The sequence below is a fragment of the Vibrio sp. 10N.286.55.E10 genome, assembly GCF_002872555.1.
In the GTDB taxonomy this organism is placed as follows: domain Bacteria; phylum Pseudomonadota; class Gammaproteobacteria; order Enterobacterales; family Vibrionaceae; genus Vibrio; species Vibrio crassostreae.
Genome location: NZ_MCSD01000035.1, coordinates 36,291 through 57,274, shown reverse-complemented (window position 1 = coordinate 57,274; position 20,984 = coordinate 36,291). Strand labels below are relative to the sequence as shown.

At 44.4% G+C, this 20,984-nt stretch carries 15 protein-coding genes; 9 read left to right on the top strand and 6 right to left on the bottom strand.

The window, feature by feature from the left end; translation table 11 throughout:
• Window positions 1-8: 8 nt before the first annotated feature.
• Both BCV39_RS16790 and BCV39_RS16785 read right to left on the bottom strand, forming a co-directional pair.
• The gene (locus BCV39_RS16790) at window positions 9-2,549 is read right to left on the bottom strand and encodes a glycosyl hydrolase family 18 protein (protein ID WP_102432104.1); all 2,541 of its coding nucleotides are present in this window, start codon (window positions 2,547-2,549) and stop codon (window positions 9-11) included.
• Between the two features lie 394 nt (window positions 2,550-2,943).
• Entirely contained in the window at window positions 2,944-3,408 is a 465-nt protein-coding gene (locus BCV39_RS16785) for a DUF2850 domain-containing protein (protein ID WP_102432103.1), read from the bottom strand.
• 308 nt (window positions 3,409-3,716) lie between these two features.
• Between BCV39_RS16785 and BCV39_RS16780 the strand changes: the two genes are divergently transcribed.
• On the top strand, window positions 3,717-3,998 hold the full coding sequence (locus BCV39_RS16780) for a pyrimidine/purine nucleoside phosphorylase (protein ID WP_102432102.1): 282 nt from the start codon (window positions 3,717-3,719) through the stop codon (window positions 3,996-3,998).
• 210 nt (window positions 3,999-4,208) lie between these two features.
• Here BCV39_RS16780 and BCV39_RS16775 read toward each other — a convergent pair whose 3' ends face one another.
• Complete coding sequence (locus BCV39_RS16775) at window positions 4,209-5,081, bottom strand: pirin family protein (protein ID WP_102432101.1); 873 nt, start codon at window positions 5,079-5,081, stop codon at window positions 4,209-4,211.
• A gap of 158 nt (window positions 5,082-5,239) precedes the next feature.
• Between BCV39_RS16775 and BCV39_RS16770 the strand changes: the two genes are divergently transcribed.
• Entirely contained in the window at window positions 5,240-5,524 is a 285-nt protein-coding gene (locus BCV39_RS16770) for a hypothetical protein (RefSeq protein ID WP_048614058.1), read from the top strand.
• 25 nt (window positions 5,525-5,549) lie between these two features.
• Here the strand turns inward: BCV39_RS16770 and BCV39_RS16765 are convergent, their stop codons facing one another.
• Window positions 5,550-6,740, bottom strand: a complete 1,191-nt coding sequence (locus BCV39_RS16765) for a diguanylate cyclase (RefSeq protein ID WP_102432147.1) — start codon at window positions 6,738-6,740, stop codon at window positions 5,550-5,552.
• Between the two features lie 314 nt (window positions 6,741-7,054).
• Here BCV39_RS16765 and BCV39_RS16760 point away from each other — a divergent pair, with 314 nt between their 5' ends.
• The 6 genes from BCV39_RS16760 (at window position 7,055) to manA (ending at window position 14,337) form a co-directional block, all read left to right on the top strand.
• A complete protein-coding gene (locus BCV39_RS16760) occupies window positions 7,055-7,393 on the top strand; it encodes a DUF1840 domain-containing protein (RefSeq protein WP_102432100.1) in 339 nt (112 codons plus the stop codon).
• A gap of 394 nt (window positions 7,394-7,787) precedes the next feature.
• Window positions 7,788-9,182 carry a hexose-6-phosphate:phosphate antiporter gene (uhpT, locus tag BCV39_RS16755; RefSeq protein WP_048660632.1) on the top strand — a complete coding sequence of 465 codons (1,395 nt, stop codon included), beginning with the start codon at window positions 7,788-7,790 and terminating at the stop codon, window positions 9,180-9,182.
• Between the two features lie 197 nt (window positions 9,183-9,379).
• Complete coding sequence (gene uhpA / locus BCV39_RS16750) at window positions 9,380-9,988, top strand: transcriptional regulator UhpA (protein ID WP_017061545.1); 609 nt, start codon at window positions 9,380-9,382, stop codon at window positions 9,986-9,988.
• The gene (gene uhpB / locus BCV39_RS16745) at window positions 9,988-11,484 is read left to right on the top strand and encodes a signal transduction histidine-protein kinase/phosphatase UhpB (RefSeq protein WP_048663903.1); all 1,497 of its coding nucleotides are present in this window, start codon (window positions 9,988-9,990) and stop codon (window positions 11,482-11,484) included. Before uhpA ends, uhpB begins: the two co-directional genes overlap by 1 nt.
• 8 nt (window positions 11,485-11,492) lie before the next feature.
• On the top strand, window positions 11,493-12,833 hold the full coding sequence (locus BCV39_RS16740) for an MFS transporter (RefSeq protein WP_102432099.1): 1,341 nt from the start codon (window positions 11,493-11,495) through the stop codon (window positions 12,831-12,833).
• Window positions 12,834-13,131: 298 nt separating this feature from the next.
• Window positions 13,132-14,337, top strand: coding sequence for a mannose-6-phosphate isomerase, class I (manA, locus tag BCV39_RS16735; RefSeq protein WP_102432098.1), 1,206 nt, complete (start codon window positions 13,132-13,134; stop codon window positions 14,335-14,337).
• A 115-nt stretch (window positions 14,338-14,452) separates the two neighbouring features.
• Here manA and BCV39_RS16730 read toward each other — a convergent pair whose 3' ends face one another.
• On the bottom strand, window positions 14,453-17,134 hold the full coding sequence (locus BCV39_RS16730; RefSeq protein ID WP_102432097.1) for a hypothetical protein: 2,682 nt from the start codon (window positions 17,132-17,134) through the stop codon (window positions 14,453-14,455).
• A gap of 398 nt (window positions 17,135-17,532) precedes the next feature.
• Between BCV39_RS16730 and BCV39_RS16725 the strand changes: the two genes are divergently transcribed.
• Window positions 17,533-20,448 (top strand): alkaline phosphatase family protein, encoded by a 2,916-nt coding sequence (locus BCV39_RS16725; protein WP_102432096.1) that lies wholly within the window; start codon window positions 17,533-17,535, stop codon window positions 20,446-20,448.
• A gap of 44 nt (window positions 20,449-20,492) precedes the next feature.
• Here BCV39_RS16725 and BCV39_RS16720 read toward each other — a convergent pair whose 3' ends face one another.
• Entirely contained in the window at window positions 20,493-20,948 is a 456-nt protein-coding gene (locus BCV39_RS16720; protein ID WP_102432146.1) for a GNAT family N-acetyltransferase, read from the bottom strand.
• Window positions 20,949-20,984: the final 36 nt, after the last annotated feature.

The window sequence follows — 20,984 nt, the reverse complement described above, 5'->3', positions numbered from 1 at the left end:
TCTTGTCCTTAGTTAGCACAGCTTGCTGGGCCGATCTCTTTCCACACACCCCATTGGCCTGTCGTTGTTGGATCTTCACCTGTTGTCCACCATTTCGCTTCCCAAACCTTACCGCCTTGAGTCACTTGGTCGCCACCAGTGTAGACCGCACTTGAATCCCAAGCGTTAGTACACGTGCCACCGCCTGTGGTTTTCTTGAGGACTTTCACTGATGCAGCCGCAACTGATGTATCGGTACCATCACTCACTGTCACTGAGAAGTTCAGTACCGTATCTTGCGTGTATTCAGCCGCGACAAAGCTTACCGAAGCGCCTTGTACTGTTGCGTTGATACCTGCTGGTACATCCCACGTGAAGGTTAATGTGTCTTGATCCGCATCGCTAGACGCTGACGCATCAACCACAACAACGTCACCCGCATTGACTTCAGCCGGAGCCGTAACCACTGCAACTGGCGCTGTGTTTACTGGGCCTGTGTCTTTAGGGGTTACCGTTACAACAACTGTGTCTGTTGACGTTGCGCCTTCGTTGTCTGTTACGGTTAGGCTGAATGTTAGAGCTTCTTGTTGTGCGATTTCAACAACATCGAAGCTTGCAACAGCTGCATTGGCATTAGCCAGTGTTACGGCAGTTCCGCTTACTTGTGACCAAGCGTAGCTCGCAATTGTACCGTCGCTGTCTTTTGAAGCGCTGCCGTCTAGAGAAACAGAAGCTGGGCCTTCAACGGATTGGTCGGCACCTGCAGCTGCCGTAGGTTTGCGGTTGACAGGATCTGTTGTACCGCCAGCAAGACCTTCATGCATTGCATTCAGGATATCGCCGTTATCTGCATCAATTTCCCAAGAGAATAGACCTGCAAGACCAAGACTACGAACGTACGCGCCTTTTGCTTTTACCGAGCGGTCATCATCAAATGTGATTAGCTGACCTGAGGTGCGATTCCAAACGTAAGGCGCTTCTGCCATTTCGTCGTAGCCGTATTCGAAGCCATTGATCCCTTGGTTGTTCGCACCAAGCATGTTCGCCTTAATGCCTTTGTAGTCGATAACGCCATCTTCCCAGACACCTTGTGCAGAGCTGCCTTTCAGTTTGCCGTTACCAACACCTGTCATAGGGTCACTAGGATCTGAAAGTGATGATGGCAATACGCCTTCCCAACCACGACCGTACATCGCTGTACCAACAACAAGCTTGTTGGCTGGAACACCTTGCTCAAGAAGCAGTTGGATGCCGTTGTCTGTGGTGTAAGCAGGGCCAGTGTACGGTTCACCATTTTCATCAATGCCTGAGCCATCACACTGACCAGGGCGCATGAAGTTACCGCAGTTCAATGCTGTCTGGTGACCCAATACGTTATTCCAACCGCCGTAGAAGTCATAAGTCATCGCAAAGATGTAATCCATGTATTGGATAGCATCTCCATAGTTCACGTCTTCAATTTTATCGTGGCCAACACCGATGGCTGATGTGAGTTCGTAAGTGCGACCATTTTCAGCTTCTAGCTCATCGAGCATCGCACGTAGTTCTGCCATCAGTGCTATGTAAGCAGGGCCATCGTTTACAGGATCACCAAGATCAGGTGCAGCACCGCCGCCACCAGGGAATTCCCAATCGATATCGACACCGTCGTAGAATTTCCATGTGTTGAGGAATTTCTTAACAGACGCGACGAAGGTGTCTCGGTTGGCTTTGGTTGTGAAATCAAAGAACGGGTCAGATAGCGTCCAGCCACCAATCGATGGGATGATCTTCAAATCAGGATTACGCTGTTTGAGCGCCATCATCATTGCGTAGTTACCCTTGATAGGTGAGCTGTATTCGTGGCCCGCTTGAGGGAAGCTCTTCTGGAAAGCGGCCCATGGGTCATGAATCACCACTTCGTAATCGTTAACACCCTGACAAGCTGTCATGAGTGCGTTGTAGCTGTTACCGCCTACTGATTTCACTGATTCGTTCGGACCACAAATTGGGATGAAGCCATAAAGGATATGGGTCAAGTTGTCAGCGGGTAGGTTATCTACCGTGTAGTCACGACCATAAATACCCCATTCAACAAAGTAAGTACCTACTACCGTGTTTGGATCTGTGTTGTATGACTTGTTGTTTGGATCCACATTCATCGCAAGTGGCGCTAAGTGGGAGCCATCGGTATCAGCGATGGTAATTTTAGCGGGTGCGCTCTTGCTACAACCAGTTTCGTCACACGCTTCAATTTCTATATCGAATAAGCCGCCTTGGCCGTATTCGAATGAAGCCGTGGTTTGGCTGCCAGTGATTGGGCCGGTGGCTACTTTAACGCCATCAAAGTAGATGTTGTACGTGTTTCCTGACGTTCCGCTCCATTGGTTGAACTTGACGTCGACCTTTGCTTTATCGTGATATTTCACCATCTGGTTGTAGCCAGAGGTGGTTTCCATCGCGAGTTCAATTTTGGAAAATTGCAGGTTGTTGGAACCGTACATGTCGATGCTAGGTGCTGTTGGAGCAGCTAATGCTGTACCAGATAGCGCTAGAGCAATGCTCGCAGCACAGGTATTTATACGAATCATACTTTTTCTCTCATTCCTTGAAGGTTACGAGAACCAAATGGCCCCATAAAACGGCTCCAGTCAGTTTTGAAGGAGCTTCCCAGTCAGTATTCGAGAGAGTTTTAATTTTATAACTGAAAATAAATCCGTTTTCGATGGACAGCTAAAAAATTGTATCTTGTTACAATTCTGTTGCTTAATGAGTGAGATGCTGAGTCCATGTTTTATAAAATAAAACATCCTTCAGTAGGAAAATCTCACAAGTGAAAATTCACGACATGAAGTTATGAAAAGGTGCGACAAACTATAAGAAAATACTGTGAATTGAAGCAGAATCACAAAGTGAAGTGTGTTGAGCGAGCGAGGCCAATCGACGAGTAGGCTAATGCTTCTGGAAGCAAGGAGAAGAGGAGGTTTATCTTTTGAATTGCTCAGCTAGGGAAGCACGTCGTTGTTGCATGACACTATGGGTATCACCAATTGCAGTATTTTCGTAGCCTTCTTTAACAAATTGCTGAGACGGTACGCTTGGCTCTAGTCGCTTCAAGCGAGGTGAATCATAGGTGCCGCTGATGGTGTAAACGGTGGTTCCAGATCCTGTGTTGATCGTGACAATCTTACCGTCAAAATCGAATGAGGTAGTGATAAGACGATGATTCATCATCACACCTTTGTCTGAAAATGTCAGGATATCGGTGTTGTAAGGTGGAGCCGCAATCTCTATCCATGTGCCATAGACATTACTTGGACTGACAGATTGCTGGTGGGCTTGGTAAGCAAAGTAGCCGGCGGTGAAGGCAACCATAAAGCCAGCTAATAGGAAGCCGTAGAGTAACGAGTTGGCAAATAGGTCTCTGCTTTTAGTCGGATTTTTTGCCATTATTTCTTCATTTTTCGACTGATATTGTCTTAGATTCTATTAACTAAAATCTTAGTTTGCAAAAATTGTTATAAGAGTTAGAAGCAGGATCGAATGTTCTAATAGATTTGATTGCGTTAGTGGTTTTTTAGCCTTGCTCCTCAGTATTTACGTTATCAATGAAAGCGAATTCCAGAAATGCTTAAGCTATGCGTATTTATTTCTTGTAGGAAAGTCTCGAATTGGTTAAAACAATTATCACCTAAATTTACGCATAGGCTTACTCGGTGAGCTCAATAAGTGCAATTTGAAGATAACAAGGAAGTACAATGATTAAAGAAAATACATACTTTGAAGGTGGCGTTAAGTCGTTAGCGTTTAACCAGTCTGGTGCTGATGTGAGTGTTGGTGTAATGGCGGCTGGTGAGTACACGTTTGGTACTGCAGCTCCAGAAAAGATGACCGTTGTTAAAGGTGCTTTGATTGTAAAGCGTGTTGGCGATGATGATTGGACGACATACCAATCTGGTGAGTCTTTTGACGTTGCGGGTGACTCTTCATTCGACCTACAGATAAAAGAAGCGACGGCTTACCTGTGTGAGTACTTGTAATCAGGTCTAAATTTGTTCAATCAGGGCATCGTTTGTCTCTGCTTGAATAGAGAAAACCACGCTCTAGGAGCGTGGTTAAATAAGTGATAGTAACCGGCAGTGGATAGTGTCACTTGTTTTTGTAGTCATCAAATGGATGACCAAATCGTTGTTCGTTGCAAAATCTCTTCAATCTTCAAAGCTCAAAGCTCAAAGCTCATAGCCAAGACATCAGTAAGTCTCAAACACACCGTTGTTGTAGTCTTGAATTGTCTGTTCAATCTCTTCCATCGAGTTCATGACAAACGGACCATAGTGAACAACAGGTTCATTAATCGGTTCACCGGAAAAAATCAGTACCCCTGAATCTTCCAAGCTACCCAAAGACAGCAAGTCAGCTTTGGTAAGCAGGGCAAGTTGACCTTGGTTGATCACTTTGTCGCCGATCTTAATACTGCCTCGGTACACGTAAGTCATGGCATTATGATTAACATTAGTCCCTAACGTAACTTTTTGCCCAGAATGAGAGCGCCAATCCGCAACGCTTAACGGCACACCTGTTTTCTGTAATGGCCCCTGCGATCGTAAAGCCTCTGAACCATCGTCTGTTTGGTTGTGCAGTTCAAACCCTCCGGCAATCACTCTCAACAAACCACTTTGTTCATTTTGATGTTCCGCGATGCTTTCATTTTGGAAGTCGTGATATTGCGCTGGCTGCATTTTGTGTGTCGCAGGTTGGTTTATCCAAATCTGAAAACCATGCAGCGCGCCTTCTTCCATCATTGGCATTTCGCTGTGAATAACACCACGGCCTGCGGCCATCCACTGTGCGCCACCGCTGCGTAGCTCTCCAACATTCCCCATATGGTCTTTGTGTTGGAAGTGACCTTGGAGCATGTAAGTGAGCGTTTCTATCCCACGGTGAGGGTGTGGAGGAAAGCCGCCAACATAGTCTTTGCTTTCATCCGATTTAAGTTCATCAATCATCAAAAATGGAGAGAAGCGCGTGTTATTAAAACCCGTGAGTCGTTGGATTTTGACACCATCACCGTCTGAGGTGGCATGGGCTGCAATCACATGATCTACTGCTCTTACATTCGTCATTTTGAAACCCTCATATACTTGAATAGCTGTAGTTTATGTAATTTGATTGAAAAAGAAGATGGCACAGCGTTGAGTGACTTATTCGAAAATCTTGAACAGGTAACAATATGAAATTATGTCTATACTTGAATAGAGAGTAGACCGCCAAGGAGGCCGCTATGGCAGTTCAGCAAAAACATGGCGAAAGGCATGGTCGGATGGGTTTTGATAACGACTTTACAACGGAGCAAAGTCAGCGTTTTACAGAAGTTGCAAACAGCGCGGTTAAACGCCGCGTCAAAAAACGTGAGATTGAAGCACCGTTTATTCAGTCGGCTAAGCAAGCTGCTTTTAAAACAGTGGTGAGGCGACCTAAAGGTAATAACCCAAACCGAACACGGCAAGTCATATGGATTATTATGATCGGGTTAGTGAGCCTTTGGCTTATGTACCTTGCAGGTTAGCAGCGCCGCTAAGTTATAGGGCTGGCTAGTGTTGACGGGTTTTTAATAGCGTAACATTGTTCCCTTCGACCTTTGCTTCAAGACAATCTTCAAGTTCAGAAGAATCTGACCCTGAGCAGGTTAGATTCGTCGGTAGTTCTTCTATCAAGGTTGATACTGGGTTGTCGTGATAATAAGCGTATCGGTTTTTTCCTGAATGCTTGGCGACATACATCGCTTTATCAGCACATCTCGTCAGCTCATGTAATTCTTGGGCGTCTTGTGGGTATAAAGCAACCCCAACACTTAGCGTCAATTCCTTGATTCTCTCGTTTGTCTGGCAACCACTTTCGAACAGCCCGCAAATCCTATCTAAAATACCGTCTAGATCTTTACGAGAGGGTACATCGTAGAGCATCAAAACAAACTCGTCTCCAGCAAAACGCGCAATCGAATAATCGTATTCATGGCTTTTTCTGTCTCGGGTTCGAATATTGTTGCTCAAGCGATTGGCAAAATGCTGCAACACACTGTCCCCAACGTCGTGCCCGTAGCTGTCGTTAATGCCTTTAAAGTCATCAATATCCAAAAAGACCAGTGCGGTAAGTGATCGCTCACTATCCACCGTAATTAATTTTTCTGTCGCCCAGCGTTCAAAGCTCCAACGGTTAGCTAAGCCGGTAAGTTGGTCTCTGTAGGCCAGATCTTCGATGCCTTCTTTATACAGACGTTGGATATAACTGACGGCTTTGGTGTAGTAATAGGCGGATGTGTGGCACACCAAGCTCATGGTAAATAAACTAAGAATAAATCGATGGGTACTGTTAAAGGGTAAAGAAAAGTTGTTTGGCATGGCGGTAATCAAGGTGCTGATAAACAAGCAAAATGAGGTGCTGAAGATAATACCAATTCTGAAATCATTAATGAAAATGACCGCTGCTAGAATTGGGTAGAGCCAAAGTATTCGGTCGGGGATGGCGTGACTGTACAAGAATAGGATGACGCCCTGTACAAGAAGAACACTACTCAGTATCAATTCGGAATAATCAGAGTTGGCTACTTTTCTCACATAGAATGCATTGGAGATGGCAATAATCGCGAAGCACAGCTCGAAAATTGAAAGGGTATAGTGTTGGCCTTGGAAGTAAGCCCAAGTATAGAAAATGAACAACGCAGCGGCAGTCAGTGAAAAGGAGTGGACAATTTTTTGTTTACGGGTGGATCGTATGTCCGCCATTTCTTCTAGGTGTCTGCCGACCAGCCTTTTCATGTGATTTGTGCCAAAGATTTTGATAATGGTGTTAATAGTAGATTAAATAATGAGCTATGCGGAGGTTTAGATAGCTATTTAGTGTGATTGTACTCAAGGTTTCATATTAAAAATAATCGACCGGTAATTAATCGTGATGTGTATCACTGACGGTGCAGACCCATTCGAAAATGAGACTATCAAGGTTCGAGTTATAAGAAGCGGCTTGGCGATTATCTACTTGCTTTCCAGAGAGTTACTCAACATAGTTTGTTGGTAAACAAAACTTAGAGAGGCTCATAATGTTAATTACCTTTAGTTGCAAGGCCCATGCTAGCGTCACGATGTTTGGGGAAGTCGGTCTTCAGTTCATCAAGATGCTTGGGCATAGCGGTACCGTCCCAGGTGCCATTGATGCTTCAGAAGTTTCTCAAGCTCTGGATAATTTACGTGCTTCGATCGCCTCTGAGCAGAGCAAGCAGGTAGAGCAAGAAAATACTGATGACGACAATGAAGAAGAGGTTGTTGAAGCGCCTGTTAATCTCGGTAGCCGAGCATTCCCACTGGTGGAACTATTAAAATCAGCCATCAAAGATGAGTGCGAAGTGATGTGGGAAGACGGCAGCGGTAAACGACTGTAGTACGATTCGTAAAAAGCCTATTGGCTCTATTTTAATAGGCATGAATGTTGAGTCAGTATCGGTCACACCTTGGGGGTTGATGGTGATGAATCGATACTGGCGCTTTGTTTGTTGCGCAGTGTTTGGCTTGCTTCTGTTTGTTTAAAAGGTTAATCAGCCTTGAGATGAGTTACTTTTGTTATCGTAATATCAATCCATAACAGATCGTAAACAAAGTGATGCTGTTCACGCTTTCTTGACTCCCAATTCTGAACTAAGAATTTTTCCTAGTTATTCTAAGACCCTCTCTCATGCGGTCGATTTTTAGACTCCTTATTATTTCACGGTCAACTAACAAAGATTGCATGGCCGCAATTATGCCGTGCAGACCTCACAAAAAATAAGAGAGTTCACAATGTTAAAGTTCCTAGATCAGGTTCGAAAACCGACACTGGATCTTCCGGTCGAAACCAGAAGAAAAATGTGGTTTAAACCATTCCTGCAATCTTACCTAGTGGTGTTCATTGGTTATCTAACCATGTATTTGATCCGTAAGAACTTCAATGTCGCACAAAACGACATGATTTCTACTTATGGGTTATCGATGACGGATCTAGGTCTTATCGGTCTGGGTTTCTCTATCACTTACGGTATCGGTAAAACCGTCGTTTCCTACTACGCCGATGGTAAAAACACTAAGCAGTTCCTGCCATTTATGCTTGTCCTTTCTGGTATTGCCATGTTGGGCTTCAGCTTCAGTATGGGTGGCGGCAGTGCTAGCTTATTCATGATGGTTGCCTTCTATGCATTGAGTGGCTTCTTCCAAAGTACAGGTGGACCTTCAAGTTACTCAACCATCACTAAATGGACGCCTCGTAACAAGCGTGGTTCTTATTTAGGCCTTTGGAACATGTCACATAACGTGGGTGGTGCAGGTGCTGCTGGTGTTGCTCTGTTTGGTGCAAACTACCTATTTGATGGCAACGTGATTGGTATGTTCGTGTTCCCATCGATCATTGCGATTGTGGTTGGTTTTATTGGTATGCGCTTTGGTAATGACTCTCCAGAAGCATACGGCTTAGGTACGGTTGAAGAGTTGTTTGATGAAGAAGTCAGCGAAGAAGATACCGCTGCTGAAGAAAATCAAATGACTAAGAAAGAGATCTTTGTTGAATACATCCTTAAAAACAAAGTGATTTGGTTGCTCTGTTTCGCGAATATCTTCTTATACATTGTTCGTATCGGTATCGATCAATGGTCTACCGTTTATGCGTATCAAGAGCTAGGTCTATCAAAAGAAACCGCGATTTCAGGTTTCACGCTGTTTGAAGTTGGGGCACTAGTCGGCACGCTAATGTGGGGTTATTTATCTGATCTTGCGAATGGACGCCGTGCTCTAGTTGCTTGTGTATCGCTTGGGTTGATTATCGTTTCTCTAGAGTTCTACCAGCATGCAACAAGTGAGTTCATGTACCTAGCATCCCTGTTTGTGCTTGGCTTCCTAGTGTTTGGCCCTCAGTTGCTGATTGGTGTTGCTGCGGTAGGTTTCGTGCCTAAGAAAGCAATCAGTGTTGCGGATGGTGTGAAAGGCACATTTGCTTACTTGATTGGTGACAGCTTTGCAAAACTTGGCTTAGGTATGATTGCGGACGGAACACCTATTTTCGGCTTAACAGGTTGGAAAGGAACGTTCGCTGCACTAGATACCTCAGCGGCTATTTGTATCGTATTGCTCTTGTTCGTTGCCGTTGCAGAAGAGAAGAAGATTCGCCACGCTAAGAAAATGCACTTAGCGGCTCAAAACGCCTAGCTTGTCTCGCGGACTTGTTTTCGCAAGCACAGTTTCGGGTAGATAGTCTCACGTGCTTTATTGCTTTATTGCTTTAAAGCACGTGAGATCATACCAATCGTTAGTTCGATTCAGTATCATCTCTATCAATAAACTTAATTTTATATAGCTCCTGTTGGGGCTATTTTTCTTTCTTACTCTTAATTTTGGTTAATATCATGATTAATGTTGCGCTTGTTGATGACCACGTCATTGTTCGATCTGGCTTTGCTCAATTACTCAGTCTTGAAGCTGATATTACGGTCGTGGGTGAATTCAACTCTGCGGCAGAAGCGCGCCTCGGACTGCCAAGTTGTCACCCTGATGTCGTGATCTTAGATATCTCAATGCAGGACGAAAGTGGTTTGAGCTTATTGGAAGAGATTCCATCAGGCATTGCCAGCATCATGTTGAGCGTTCACGATTCTCCGGCGATGGTTGAGAAGTCATTAGAGTTAGGAGCCAAAGGTTATCTCAGCAAGCGCTGCAGCCCCGATGAGCTAATCCAAGCCGTACACACGAGCGCAAATGGTGGCTGTTATCTCACACCCGATATCGCTATAAAGCTTGCGACACCCATGAAGAATAAAGCCTCTTTAAATCAACTTACCCGCAGAGAGAGTGAAGTGTGTCAGTTATTGGCAACAGGGCTCGATGTAAAATCTATCGCCGTTGAGCTAGGGGTTAGCCATAAAACGGTGCATGTACACCGTGCCAATGCGATGGACAAACTCAATGTTAAGAACAACGTTGAGTTAGCTAAATTGTTCACACAAGACCAGTACTAATGCGTTCCTATCTAGCCACCTCCCTATGTGGGGTTTTTATGGCTGGTTGTGCATGGTTCTGTTTGTGGGTTATTGCCTTCTATTTCATTAATGACCCTGAGTTAGCCATTCTGCTTTTCCCATTTTCACTTCGACTGGGAATGACGCTGCACACTCGCACTCATTATTGGCCTGCTATCTATATTGCAGAGTGGGGGCTTGCTATCGCTTTAGCTTTACTGCTTGATGAGCCTCAATGGCTGACGATACTCATCGCCAGTGGATTGAGTATTCCTGCCACTCTAATTGCCAAGCGTTATTATTATGGTGACCAGAATCGTCACTTGTTAGTGATGGCGAGCTTAATCATGGTTACAGCATTCATTAATGTTGCAGTGGTGGGTTCTCATGTTCCGGCTGTTTACATGGTGTGGTTGGTGAGTATCACTGGCGGATTGATGTTGGTGCCGATGTGTTATCTGGTCTGGAACTACCTATTCCAAAACAAGTGGGCGCCACTGAGCTCTTACTTAATCAACAATGTCGTTGAGTTCAAAATCCGCCACATCGCTTTGTACAGCGTCTTGTTGGTCACCAGTATTTTGATACAAACCAGTTTGCCTGATGAACTAAGACGCTTCGCCCCATTCTGTATGGCGATCCCTATCATCTTGCTCGCGGTTCGTTACGGGTGGCAAGGTGCTTTACTGGCGACCCTGTTAAATAGTGTCGCGTTGATTGCTGCTCACAGTGGAACATCTAAACTCGAAATTACCGATTTACTCTTGTCTCTGTCTGCTCAAACCATCACCGGTATTTTGCTTGGACTTGCGGTTCAAAAACAAAAAGATCTCAATGCGAAACTACGAAGTGAGCTCTCCAGAAATCAAAACCTTTCACGCCAGTTAGTGACAGCTGAAGAATCGGTTCGTCGTGATATTGCGCGTGAGCTGCATGATGAAATCGGCCAAAACATCACGGCAATTCGTACTCAGGCAAGCATTATTAAACGCGTCGATGCCGCTGAGATGAGCGTTCGCTGTGCGGGGACGATTGAGTCATTGTCTTTGAATGTTTATGACACCACCAAACGTCTACTTACAAAACTAAGACCTAAGATGTTGGACGACCTCGATCTAAAAGATTCTGTTGAACAGCTAATTCGAGAGATGGAGTTTTCGGATCACGGCGTTGATATCCAGTTAGATTGGCAAGGTGATTACTCGTGTTTGAGTGACACGCTCAAGGTCACTATCTTCAGGCTGTGCCAAGAATCCTTAAACAATGCCCATAAATACGCGAGTGCGAGCGAGATTAAAATTGAACTGATTTTAGATGATCAGGCTTATCTTCAGATATCAGATAATGGCGTTGGTTTTACAGCGCAAGATCTTCTCAAAGGAATGGGTGTTCGTGGTATGCAAGAGCGTGTTCAGGCGCTCGGCGGCAAGATGACAATTAACGCGAATGGCTCATCTTCGGGTACCAATATCAGCGTTACATTACCTAAAGTGTGAGAACGAATATGTTTGGATTTCTGCGCTCAACAACGTCAAATACTCATGCTCTAACTGATGATGAAGTCAATCAGAGTTATCGCTACTGGCGCCTTCACATTATGATAGGAATGTATGTCGGCTATGCAGGTTTTTACTTCACCCGTAAAACCTTTAATTATGCCGCGCCAGCGATGATTACTGACCTTGGCTTGGACAAAGGCGATATTGGCTTAATTGGCACGCTCTTTTATCTTTCTTATGGCTTATCGAAATTTATATCAGGCACGATATCGGATCGTTCAAACCCACGTTACTTTATGGGACTTGGCTTAATCGCGACTGGTCTGATAAACATCGCGTTTGGCTTTTCGAGTTCGTTAGCGGCTTTCATCTCGCTGTGGGTGCTTAATGCATGGTTCCAAGGTTGGGGCTGGCCATCGTGTTCTAAGTTATTGACGACTTGGTATTCTCGCTCCGAAAGAGGTTTTCGTTGGGCAATCTGGAATACAGCACACAACGTTGGTGGGGCGCTAATTCCTATTCTTGTTGGTTATCTGACGCTGCAATTCAGCTGGCGAGCAGGGTTTATCTGGCCGGGTGTGATTGGTGTTTTTATCGGTCTTATCGTTTGCTGGCGCTTACGTGACAAGCCCACCACCATGGGACTTCCGACTGTAGGGAAGTGGCGTCATGACCATTTAGAGTTGGCGCAAGAGAGCCATGGACAAGGGTTAAGCTATCGAGAAATCCTGAAAACTTACGTATTCAGCAACAAGTACATTTGGTTGCTCGCTTTTAGCTATGTGCTGGTTTACATCGTAAGAACCGCGGTTAATGATTGGGGTAACTTATACCTAACCGAAGAACACCATTACAGTTTGATCAATGCCAACGCTGCCTTATCTCTGTTCGAGATTGGCGGTTTCGTTGGTTCACTTGTTGCTGGGTGGGGATCTGACAGGTTGTTTGGTGGCAACCGTGGCCCGATGAATATTTTGTTTGCGATTGGCATATTTCTTTCAGTCTCTGCATTGTGGTTGATGCCTTTGACCAACTTTGTGTTTCAAGCTGCTGGGTTGTTTTGTGTAGGCTTTTTTGTTTTTGGACCTCAAATGCTTATTGGTATGGCGGCGGCCGAATGCTCACATAAAGACTCTGCCGGTGCGGCGACAGGCTTCGTTGGCTTGTTTGCTTACATGGGTGCAGCTCTCTCTGGTTACCCATTAGCGCTCGTTCTAGAAACTTATGGCTGGAGTGGATTCTTCATTACCATCTCTACTTGTGCGGCGGTCATCGGGTTACTGTTACTGCCTTTTCTACAAGCTCAATCACCTCAGAAAAGTGCTGAGGCTCGCTCTGGCTTTTAAGGACCCTTCTCGATAACAAGATAGTCACCATTGTTTGCATTGTAGAAGCTTGTATCACTGCTGTAACCAGTGTGATACAAGCCGCTATCTTATTTTCGGCGCTTTCTATGCGTGATATTCAAATGTGACTCTTTTCACGCTTTTCATCGTTCTCACCTGTTTCTAAGAAATTTTCCTATTGCGTCTAAGACCTCATCTCATGTGGGTTCTAGCTGCTCTCTGTAGTCTTTCTAATTATTTACGTTATTAGAAATCAGCTCTCTGAATTGTGTTCAAAGGGCTCACTACGGAAAACGCCATGTCACTCAGCCACTTCTCAGAACACTCATTTTTCCCAATGGAAAACACCATCCAGAATTATGCATGGGGGAGCATCTCTTCGATACGTGAACTGTTTGGTTTTAAGAATGAGTCACAAGAGCCACAAGCGGAAGTTTGGATGGGAGCGCATCCGAAAGGTTGCTCAATGGTCAAGCTGGACCAACATTTGGTGCCTCTCTCTGAGCTGATTAACAAGAATAAACCGGCCTATTTATCAAACGATATTGCGCAGGAGTTTGGTGAACTGCCGTTCTTGTTTAAGATCTTAGCGGCAGAAAAGGCACTATCGGTTCAGGTCCATCCAAACAAGCACCAAGCTGAGGTTGGCTTTGCGAGAGAAGAGCAAGCAAGAATCCCCCTAAACGCAGGGAACCGTAATTATAAGGATTCGAACCATAAGCCTGAATTGGTTTACGCGATCACTGAATATCAAGCGATGAATGGCTTTCGAGAGTTCGATGAAATATTAGGTTTGTTCAAAAAGTTAGATTCGAGCGAGCTGGCTGGTTTGGTCGATGAGTTTGGTAACAATCTTGATTCTCTAGGTTTAGAAACGTTTTTCCGTGACCTTTTAACTCTAGATGACCAACATAAACACCGAGCATTAGAGCAACTTCTGACTTATGCAGTCGCTCACCAAGATCAATCTGAGTTTACTTTGGTTACTGAGCTTAGCCATCAGTACCCGAACGACATCGGTCTGTTTTGTGTTCTGTTGCTGAACTTGATTACATTGAAGCCGGGTGAAGCGATGTATTTGAATGCAAACACTCCGCATGCTTACATTAAGGGAACCGGGCTCGAGATCATGGCAAATTCAGACAACGTGCTAAGAGCCGGTTTAACGCCAAAACACATTGATGTCCCTGAATTGGTCGCCTGCACAGAGTTTACGCCAATTCCGTTTGAACACTTGTTATTGGCGCCCTCCAAGCTGGGTCAATGTGATAGCTATGATATCCCGGTCAGTGACTTTAATTTCAATATCTTTCATAGCCCCAAGCAAGAAGAAGTCATCACAAGCGGCGCTGAAATTTTAATGGCAATCGATGATGAATTAACGCTAGTGAGCCAAAGAGGTGAGCACTTAACCCTTACGAAAGGGCAATCGGTGTTTGTTCCTGCTTATATTGGTCATTACGAATTAAGCAGCAAAGGACGAGTGGCAAGAGCGTTTAATTAAGGGAGTGGTCAGCTGGAAATGCTATCAAGTTTTGTGAATGGAGGTGTTGGCTTAAAGAGCTAATACGAAAAAGAACAAGCCAAATTCATATTGGCTTGTTCTTAGTATCTATCGATTATTGAATAGAAGGTAAGCTAGCTGCTTCCATATTAATCGACATGCTCCAAGATTGTTCCTCTCGAATGGACTTAATTGATCCTCGGTTTGTAAGCCAAGTAGTTTGAGTGTCAAGGGGACCATAGTCTTCGAACTGTGTTTTACTTGTTACCTTACATGCTGCAAAAGTACCTGCAGGTACAGTGATTTCCTCTTTACCTAGGTAAGTTTCTTGGTAGTTGAAGGTGGATAGAAAGTAAGTTTGCGCATCGATAATGTCGCTTAGTGAGGTCTCTACAGAAACGGTTCTTAATCCAGGGTACTCTGTTTCACCGAATTCACCGCTGATCTCGTCATACCAAGAGTCGTATTGTGATGTTAGCGGTGCATTGGTTGAGGTTCCGAAATCTACCATTTGATTGATGATTTTTTGGTTGTCAGCTATTACCGATGGTAATACGACCTTAGCCGCCCCCCATCCCAATGAGTCATCAGAGTTAAAGCCTTCTTGACCTAGATAGTGATCTTCAGAGCTATATGAATACTCATACCCCATTAAAGCACCTTCCGAATCTTTGATATCGATACGCGTTTTTTCTAGGCTACCCGCTAAGTCAGAAATCCAACTTGGGAGCCCGGTGACTAACGTAACGTCATTCAGCCAAGAGAAAGTATCACCCAGATAGGTAAATTCATAAGTTAGGCTCTCGGTAACAGGATCTTCCTCCCACATAGGTGTGCGTTGTACATCGTAAACCGTGACGTCATTAGCTGTAGCAATGAACTCAGCATCCGGCAGCGAGTCAAGACAAGCCTGTAGGTTGAGAGGGTGTAAAGGTTGTGGTGTTAATGCGTTATCCAAAATGAACTGTTTAGTCGCTTCATCAAAAACATAAGCCTCACTGCCTGCATCTTCAACTTCCTTGTAGGTAATACGTACAAAGCCTTCGACTACAGACAAGTAAGCGGAGTTATCTTCTTTTTGGTAGTTAGACCATGTAGCTTGCGAGTGGATAGATTCAGGGATCGTAACTTGACGTAATACCTCGCCATTTACGGATTCATCTTTCCACGAACCGAGTTCTGACAATTTGGAGAATGTAGAATCAAAATTCCATGCTCTTGTATAATAAACTACGGTGCCGTTAGAGAGCAGCTGTGCAAATATTTCAGCACTTTCCATGCCTGCCATTGGAATTAAATCTGCATGATTGTTAGACGCTGTGTCATGACGGTCTGATTCATCTTCAGCAATGGTCGATGCCAAAGTGGCAAGCCATGTATCGCTGCCATTCTTAAAGGCGCTAATGCCGTTACACATGTTATTGAGCGCTTCATAGCGATCCGGAGCGTGCTCGGCACACCAATCACCTTTGTAAAAGGTATAAATGTTGTCGCTGATGTCTTCTACAGACAATTTATATGCGGTTGTGTTGTCAGGGAATTTTAAACCTACTGGCATAATGTTAGACCAAACGTTCTCATCATCCGTTTGATCCATGATGGAACGAACATTGAGCCCACTGATATCTAATTGCTTGGCGCTAGCAACTTCACTAAAAATCGAGCTTCTAGACTCTAGAGTTAAGCTGCCGTCTTCGTTCGGCTTAATGCTGGTTAAGGTATCATCGCTCGCTTCCCAACCGTCTTTTCCTAAAACCATGCTATTTGCGTCAGGAGTATTTTCAAATTCAACAAATTGCTCAGCAAAGTAGTCATAAATGTAACCAGTCTCAGTGATTGAGTTATCGGAAGCAGCCTTTAGTGTTCCATAAGCAACCACTAAGTCTGTACCTGTTTCATTCGCGCCGCCAAACCAATTGATGCCATCTGTTCTAATTAGTTTCGCAAGATCGGCCTGCTTAGAGCCTTTATTTGCCTCGTTTTCTTTAATTTTATCTTCAAGGTTAGAGTCATCAATAGCGATGTGATCACGATTAATGCTGCCAGCAATGTCGCTTGGATTGAAGTTTTCTCCGGCTGCTTCAATATTTTTTACGACTTCGTCTAAGACTCGAGTAACTTCTTCATTAATCAAGGCCGTGAGCGCTTCTACAGAGATACCAGCTCCCGCTGCGGTTTCTGATAGTGCATCAGTATTCTCTGCCATGACTGAAGCGGTAACTTGAGCAACGCGGTGTAGGTTTTCAAAAGCCGCTTTTTGTGAATCGGCTAAGTCATTATTGTTTTTGGCTTCGATATAATCTTGCGTTAAATCGAGTGTTGTCCCCAACTTTTCTTGAATAGCCGTTTTAGCTTCTTCTAACGAAGAACCACTCTCGATTTCATTTTGAATCAGAGTCGTCAATGGACTAATAAATGCGGATTTTGGTGGCGCAGTTAAGCGATAGCTCTTGCTTAGAACGACACCTGGGTTATCGGTATCGATTGTTTGTCCGGCTACAACTTCAATCAACAGAGTGCTCTGTTCTAGTTGCTCTGGAGTTAAGTTCTCAATGGTAAATTCACCATTGTCGCCGGTTACTGCATTTGGCTCATCCTTATCACACACCTTATTGCTGTTTAGATCCAAGCATGCATTAGCACCTACCAGATAGCCATCTGCGGCTTTGGCGGTAAGAGATGCTGTTGTTGCCGTTGAACCACCCGTATCAGTTGTGGAGCTATCTGAACTATCGCTACCACAACCTGCTATCCCTAGGGCTATTGCCACTGCTAACAGTGAACGTTGACCATTCATGTTAGTTCTCCTATTACGTTATTGATAAAAAATTATTACTCTGGAATCAATTGGGAGAATGTCATTGATAAATATGACTATTTATAAATTGAGTGCCATTGATGAGGAATGTATCAAAACGGCGTGTAGTGGAAATAGCAGGAAAACTTATTCGAGAGACATATCTAATTGGCTGAGCTATATATGCGAGTGATATCTATGGTGAATGTTTGGTATTTGTAATTGATGTTATTGTCAATTGATCTTTTGGGTAAGTGGTTGTTATTTATAGATTCATGTATGATTTATAGGTGCTGATTGTCTGTATAAAACCCAGAGGTGACCATAAGTTGACTAATCAGTTTAAACTGAAACAATAAGTCGTATTTATAGAAGTGTGTTGATCTAAAGGAAATTTGATGAGCTCTTATTCTCACGTTCGCAGTTACGCCAGTTTGTTCAGTGCCTTATCGTTGGCGGTTGCGTCAGCTCCGAGTGTCGCTGATATATCAACAACGCCCGTCATTGGTGGCGTGTTTAGCTCCAGTGAAGTATTGAAAAATCAGGTGCTTTCAAGCCTGAGTTATTCTGCCAAACTCACTCGTGATGCGGCTCTTTTCACCATTGGTGGCGTTACATTAGATGCGTATATTCTCGCTCTCCCTTTAGATGTCAAAACCAAAGCCAGAGTCGTTGCTCAGTTATCAAACCCGACGTACTCAATTCCTTTGGGTTATTTTCTCTATAGCTATTACGACCGCTACTCAGGCTTGGGCAGTGAAGATGTGTTCAAATCTTACTTGTCGACGGTTTATGATAAGCAGGCGCTAAAGGGCTTTGAACATAGCCTCTATCATGTTGGAGATAAGTCAACCTCAGAGCATCACGAGCCAGATACCTCGACTGAAGCAACGGGACATCATGAAGGTATTCGTATCGATGAACAGTTCATTGCCAACATGGTGGTTGTCTACGATGCGTTATTCGAAATTGGTGTTTGGCAGGATATGGACACGCTCCCTGCGAATTACACATACTTAACCAATAGCCCTGAAGATCTAGCGATCATCGCTCCGATTCAACCGATCATCGTTGATTTGATCGGTAAAGCGGCATTGGGAATGGATGAAGGTGACATGAAGTCTGCAATGTTGGCGATTGCAGAAGATGGTAAACCAGAAAACGCTGATAAGCCGAATAACAAAGCACAAGCTCTTACCATCACGCTTATTGATTTTGTGCGCTTAAACTTGCTGAAAGCCTACCGACAGTTTGTGTTTAAAGAAGAACGTGCAGAAGCGCTTGATGATTGGATGCAGCAAGCGTTCAGTGACCAGCCTGATGCGCTCATTCAATTCTTAGAATCCCAACAGCACAAACGTTTTGCGGTTCAAGTGACCGTCGATGGTTTACAGCAAGGATTGATTGAGGGGTTGGTTGATGAAGATTCACCTTTCATTTCGGTTGCTTATCAGAATCATAAAAACCGAGCGCAATATAAACCTCAGCTAGAAGAAGTGATTGAACCTGAACATCAACAGCAGGTGAGGTTCATGGAAGTTCTGTCTGAACAAACCTACCATGATCCGAATTATCTTCCGTTCTTCAAAAATCTCTATCAAGAGCATCGAGACAATATTAGCCGAGTTGGTATCTCTTCAACTCCAACAATCAGCGTACGCAATCTACCTATCATTAAAACGGGCGCGAAAGTATCGGGGCAAGGTGGCACTGGCATCCCTAATTTCCACTTTGTCGACCGAGAGATCGACCGAGCGTATTACTTCTTTGGTAATGATGCCCTGCAGTTGGATGTGTTGATGGAAAACAACAAGGTGCAGACCATGTTTGATCGCCTTGATTACCTTAAAACGCTGAACTGCAACGCTCAATATGATTGGAATGCTCACACCACTTACGACGGGCTAGTAAACCTAGGTTTGGGTGAGTCACTGCGTGATTATGGTGAGAAACGCTGCGTTAAAGAGCTTCAAGAACGTTCAGAAGTCGAAGTGGTTTTGCAAGAAAAGCGTCAAGCTTTGATTGAAGATATTGAAGCGTATCAGTCTATATCTGGCTTTGATTTTTTTACTAAGTTTTCAAAGAGAGCTCAGGTTAAACAGTCGATCACTCAGTTTGCCGAGTTAGATGGAAAAGGAATGCCAGACTACACCTTGGTGTATAACCCATGGCCGGATCACTTCGCACACTTCACGGGTCCTTTTAGTGACGAAATTCTGATGCCGACGGGAGAGCTCAACCGACTGGACTATTGGATTCGCCAGATTGAAGCGACCTACCGCAGTGCCGGCGTTTACGATAAAACGCTATGGGGCATGGCAGGGGATCATGGTTTAACGCCGGTGTTCTACGCGCTCAACCCCGAAAAGCAGGTATTTGAAGGCTTACAAGCAGAGCTAGCGTATCCAATTGTGGTTAAGAAGATATCTTCAGACGAGGGGGAAGGGCCTAAAATCACCAATACCCTAAGCTACCCAAGTTCGAAGGCGTTGGATGTTGTGGTTGCTTCTACTGCTGGTGGTAACTTCATGATGGACTTCTTTAATTCGGCTCACGGGTGGCAGGTTCAGCCGGTTTACCAAGAACTCACGCATTGGTCTCCGATTGCGGCGCCAACTAGTCAGAATATCGACATCATCAATCAGATAGCGCAACGCTTGCCTGAGAGTCTTGATTATATGGTCGTCAGAGAAAGCATATGTGATCAACAACGTTGCGCTGTTCGTGTGATTGGCAACCGTGATTTAAAGCGGGTCGATGAATTGATCACACGTGAAGGTGACAAGCTTTTTTATGAGTCATTGGAAGACAACCGAGCGCCGATTTTGCTCGATACGCAAAGGTTAAATCCATACCTAGCATCACCAAGCGAAGCTGATTTTGCACAGTATTCTCGATTGGTTGAAAAATGTATTAACCGAGCGGTTAAGGAGGATGTGACAACGTGGTGTAGCAGTGCTGAGTGGACTTCATTGACGCAACCAACACCTCGACCAGATTCAGTAAATCAACTGGCTAATATCTACCTTGAAGATAGGGCTGGCACGGTTAACTTGTTCCCTAAAGCGGGAATTGGCTACAACACCAAGGTACCGGGGCGTCATGCTGGTGAGGATTACTTAGAGAAAGATGCCTTCATCGGATTCTGGGGAGCGCCAATTGGCGATAACTCTCAGCAATTGAAAATCGAAGCTAATGGATCTTTAGCGCCAACGCTGTTTGAGTATTTGACCGGAGAACCTGTGGTCGAAGGCGAGAACGGTTGGGGTTTTCCGTCGTTGATTGAGAAACTAGATATTTCAAGCGCGCGCTAAAGTAAGCGCTCTCTACCTACTCGCTATCTGTATTTTCTCTATGGTTAGCGAGGCTGAGAGTTAGCTAGGGTGAGAGCCAATCCCACAAAATCATCATCGTTGTCATCAACAACTCGGTAGCCAAGTGACTGATAAAAACTAATGGCGCGAGTGTTACTTCTAAAACTCGACAGAGTGACTTGGTTTCGTTGTTCTTGATGGGCTTTTTCGTGGATGCGTGACATGACTTTTTTACCAAGAGACTGATCTTGGTATTGAGGGAAAATGATCAGCAAATGAACATGGTATGCGTTGTCATAAGGCTTAAAACACACAAGTCCAACCCTTTGTTTTCCTAGGTATACCCAATGAAACCAAGAGGGACGGTAATCGTTTAAAAGTCGTTGGCGTTGGAAGTCGTCATCCCAGCCGAAAACGTCATCTACGTGTATGAATATGCCTTGTTTCACACACGCAAACAGTTCCTCGAATTCAGAACTGGAAACGAGTTGGAGTTGTATATTCTCTTCTTTTCTTGCCACTTTACTTCCTTTTTA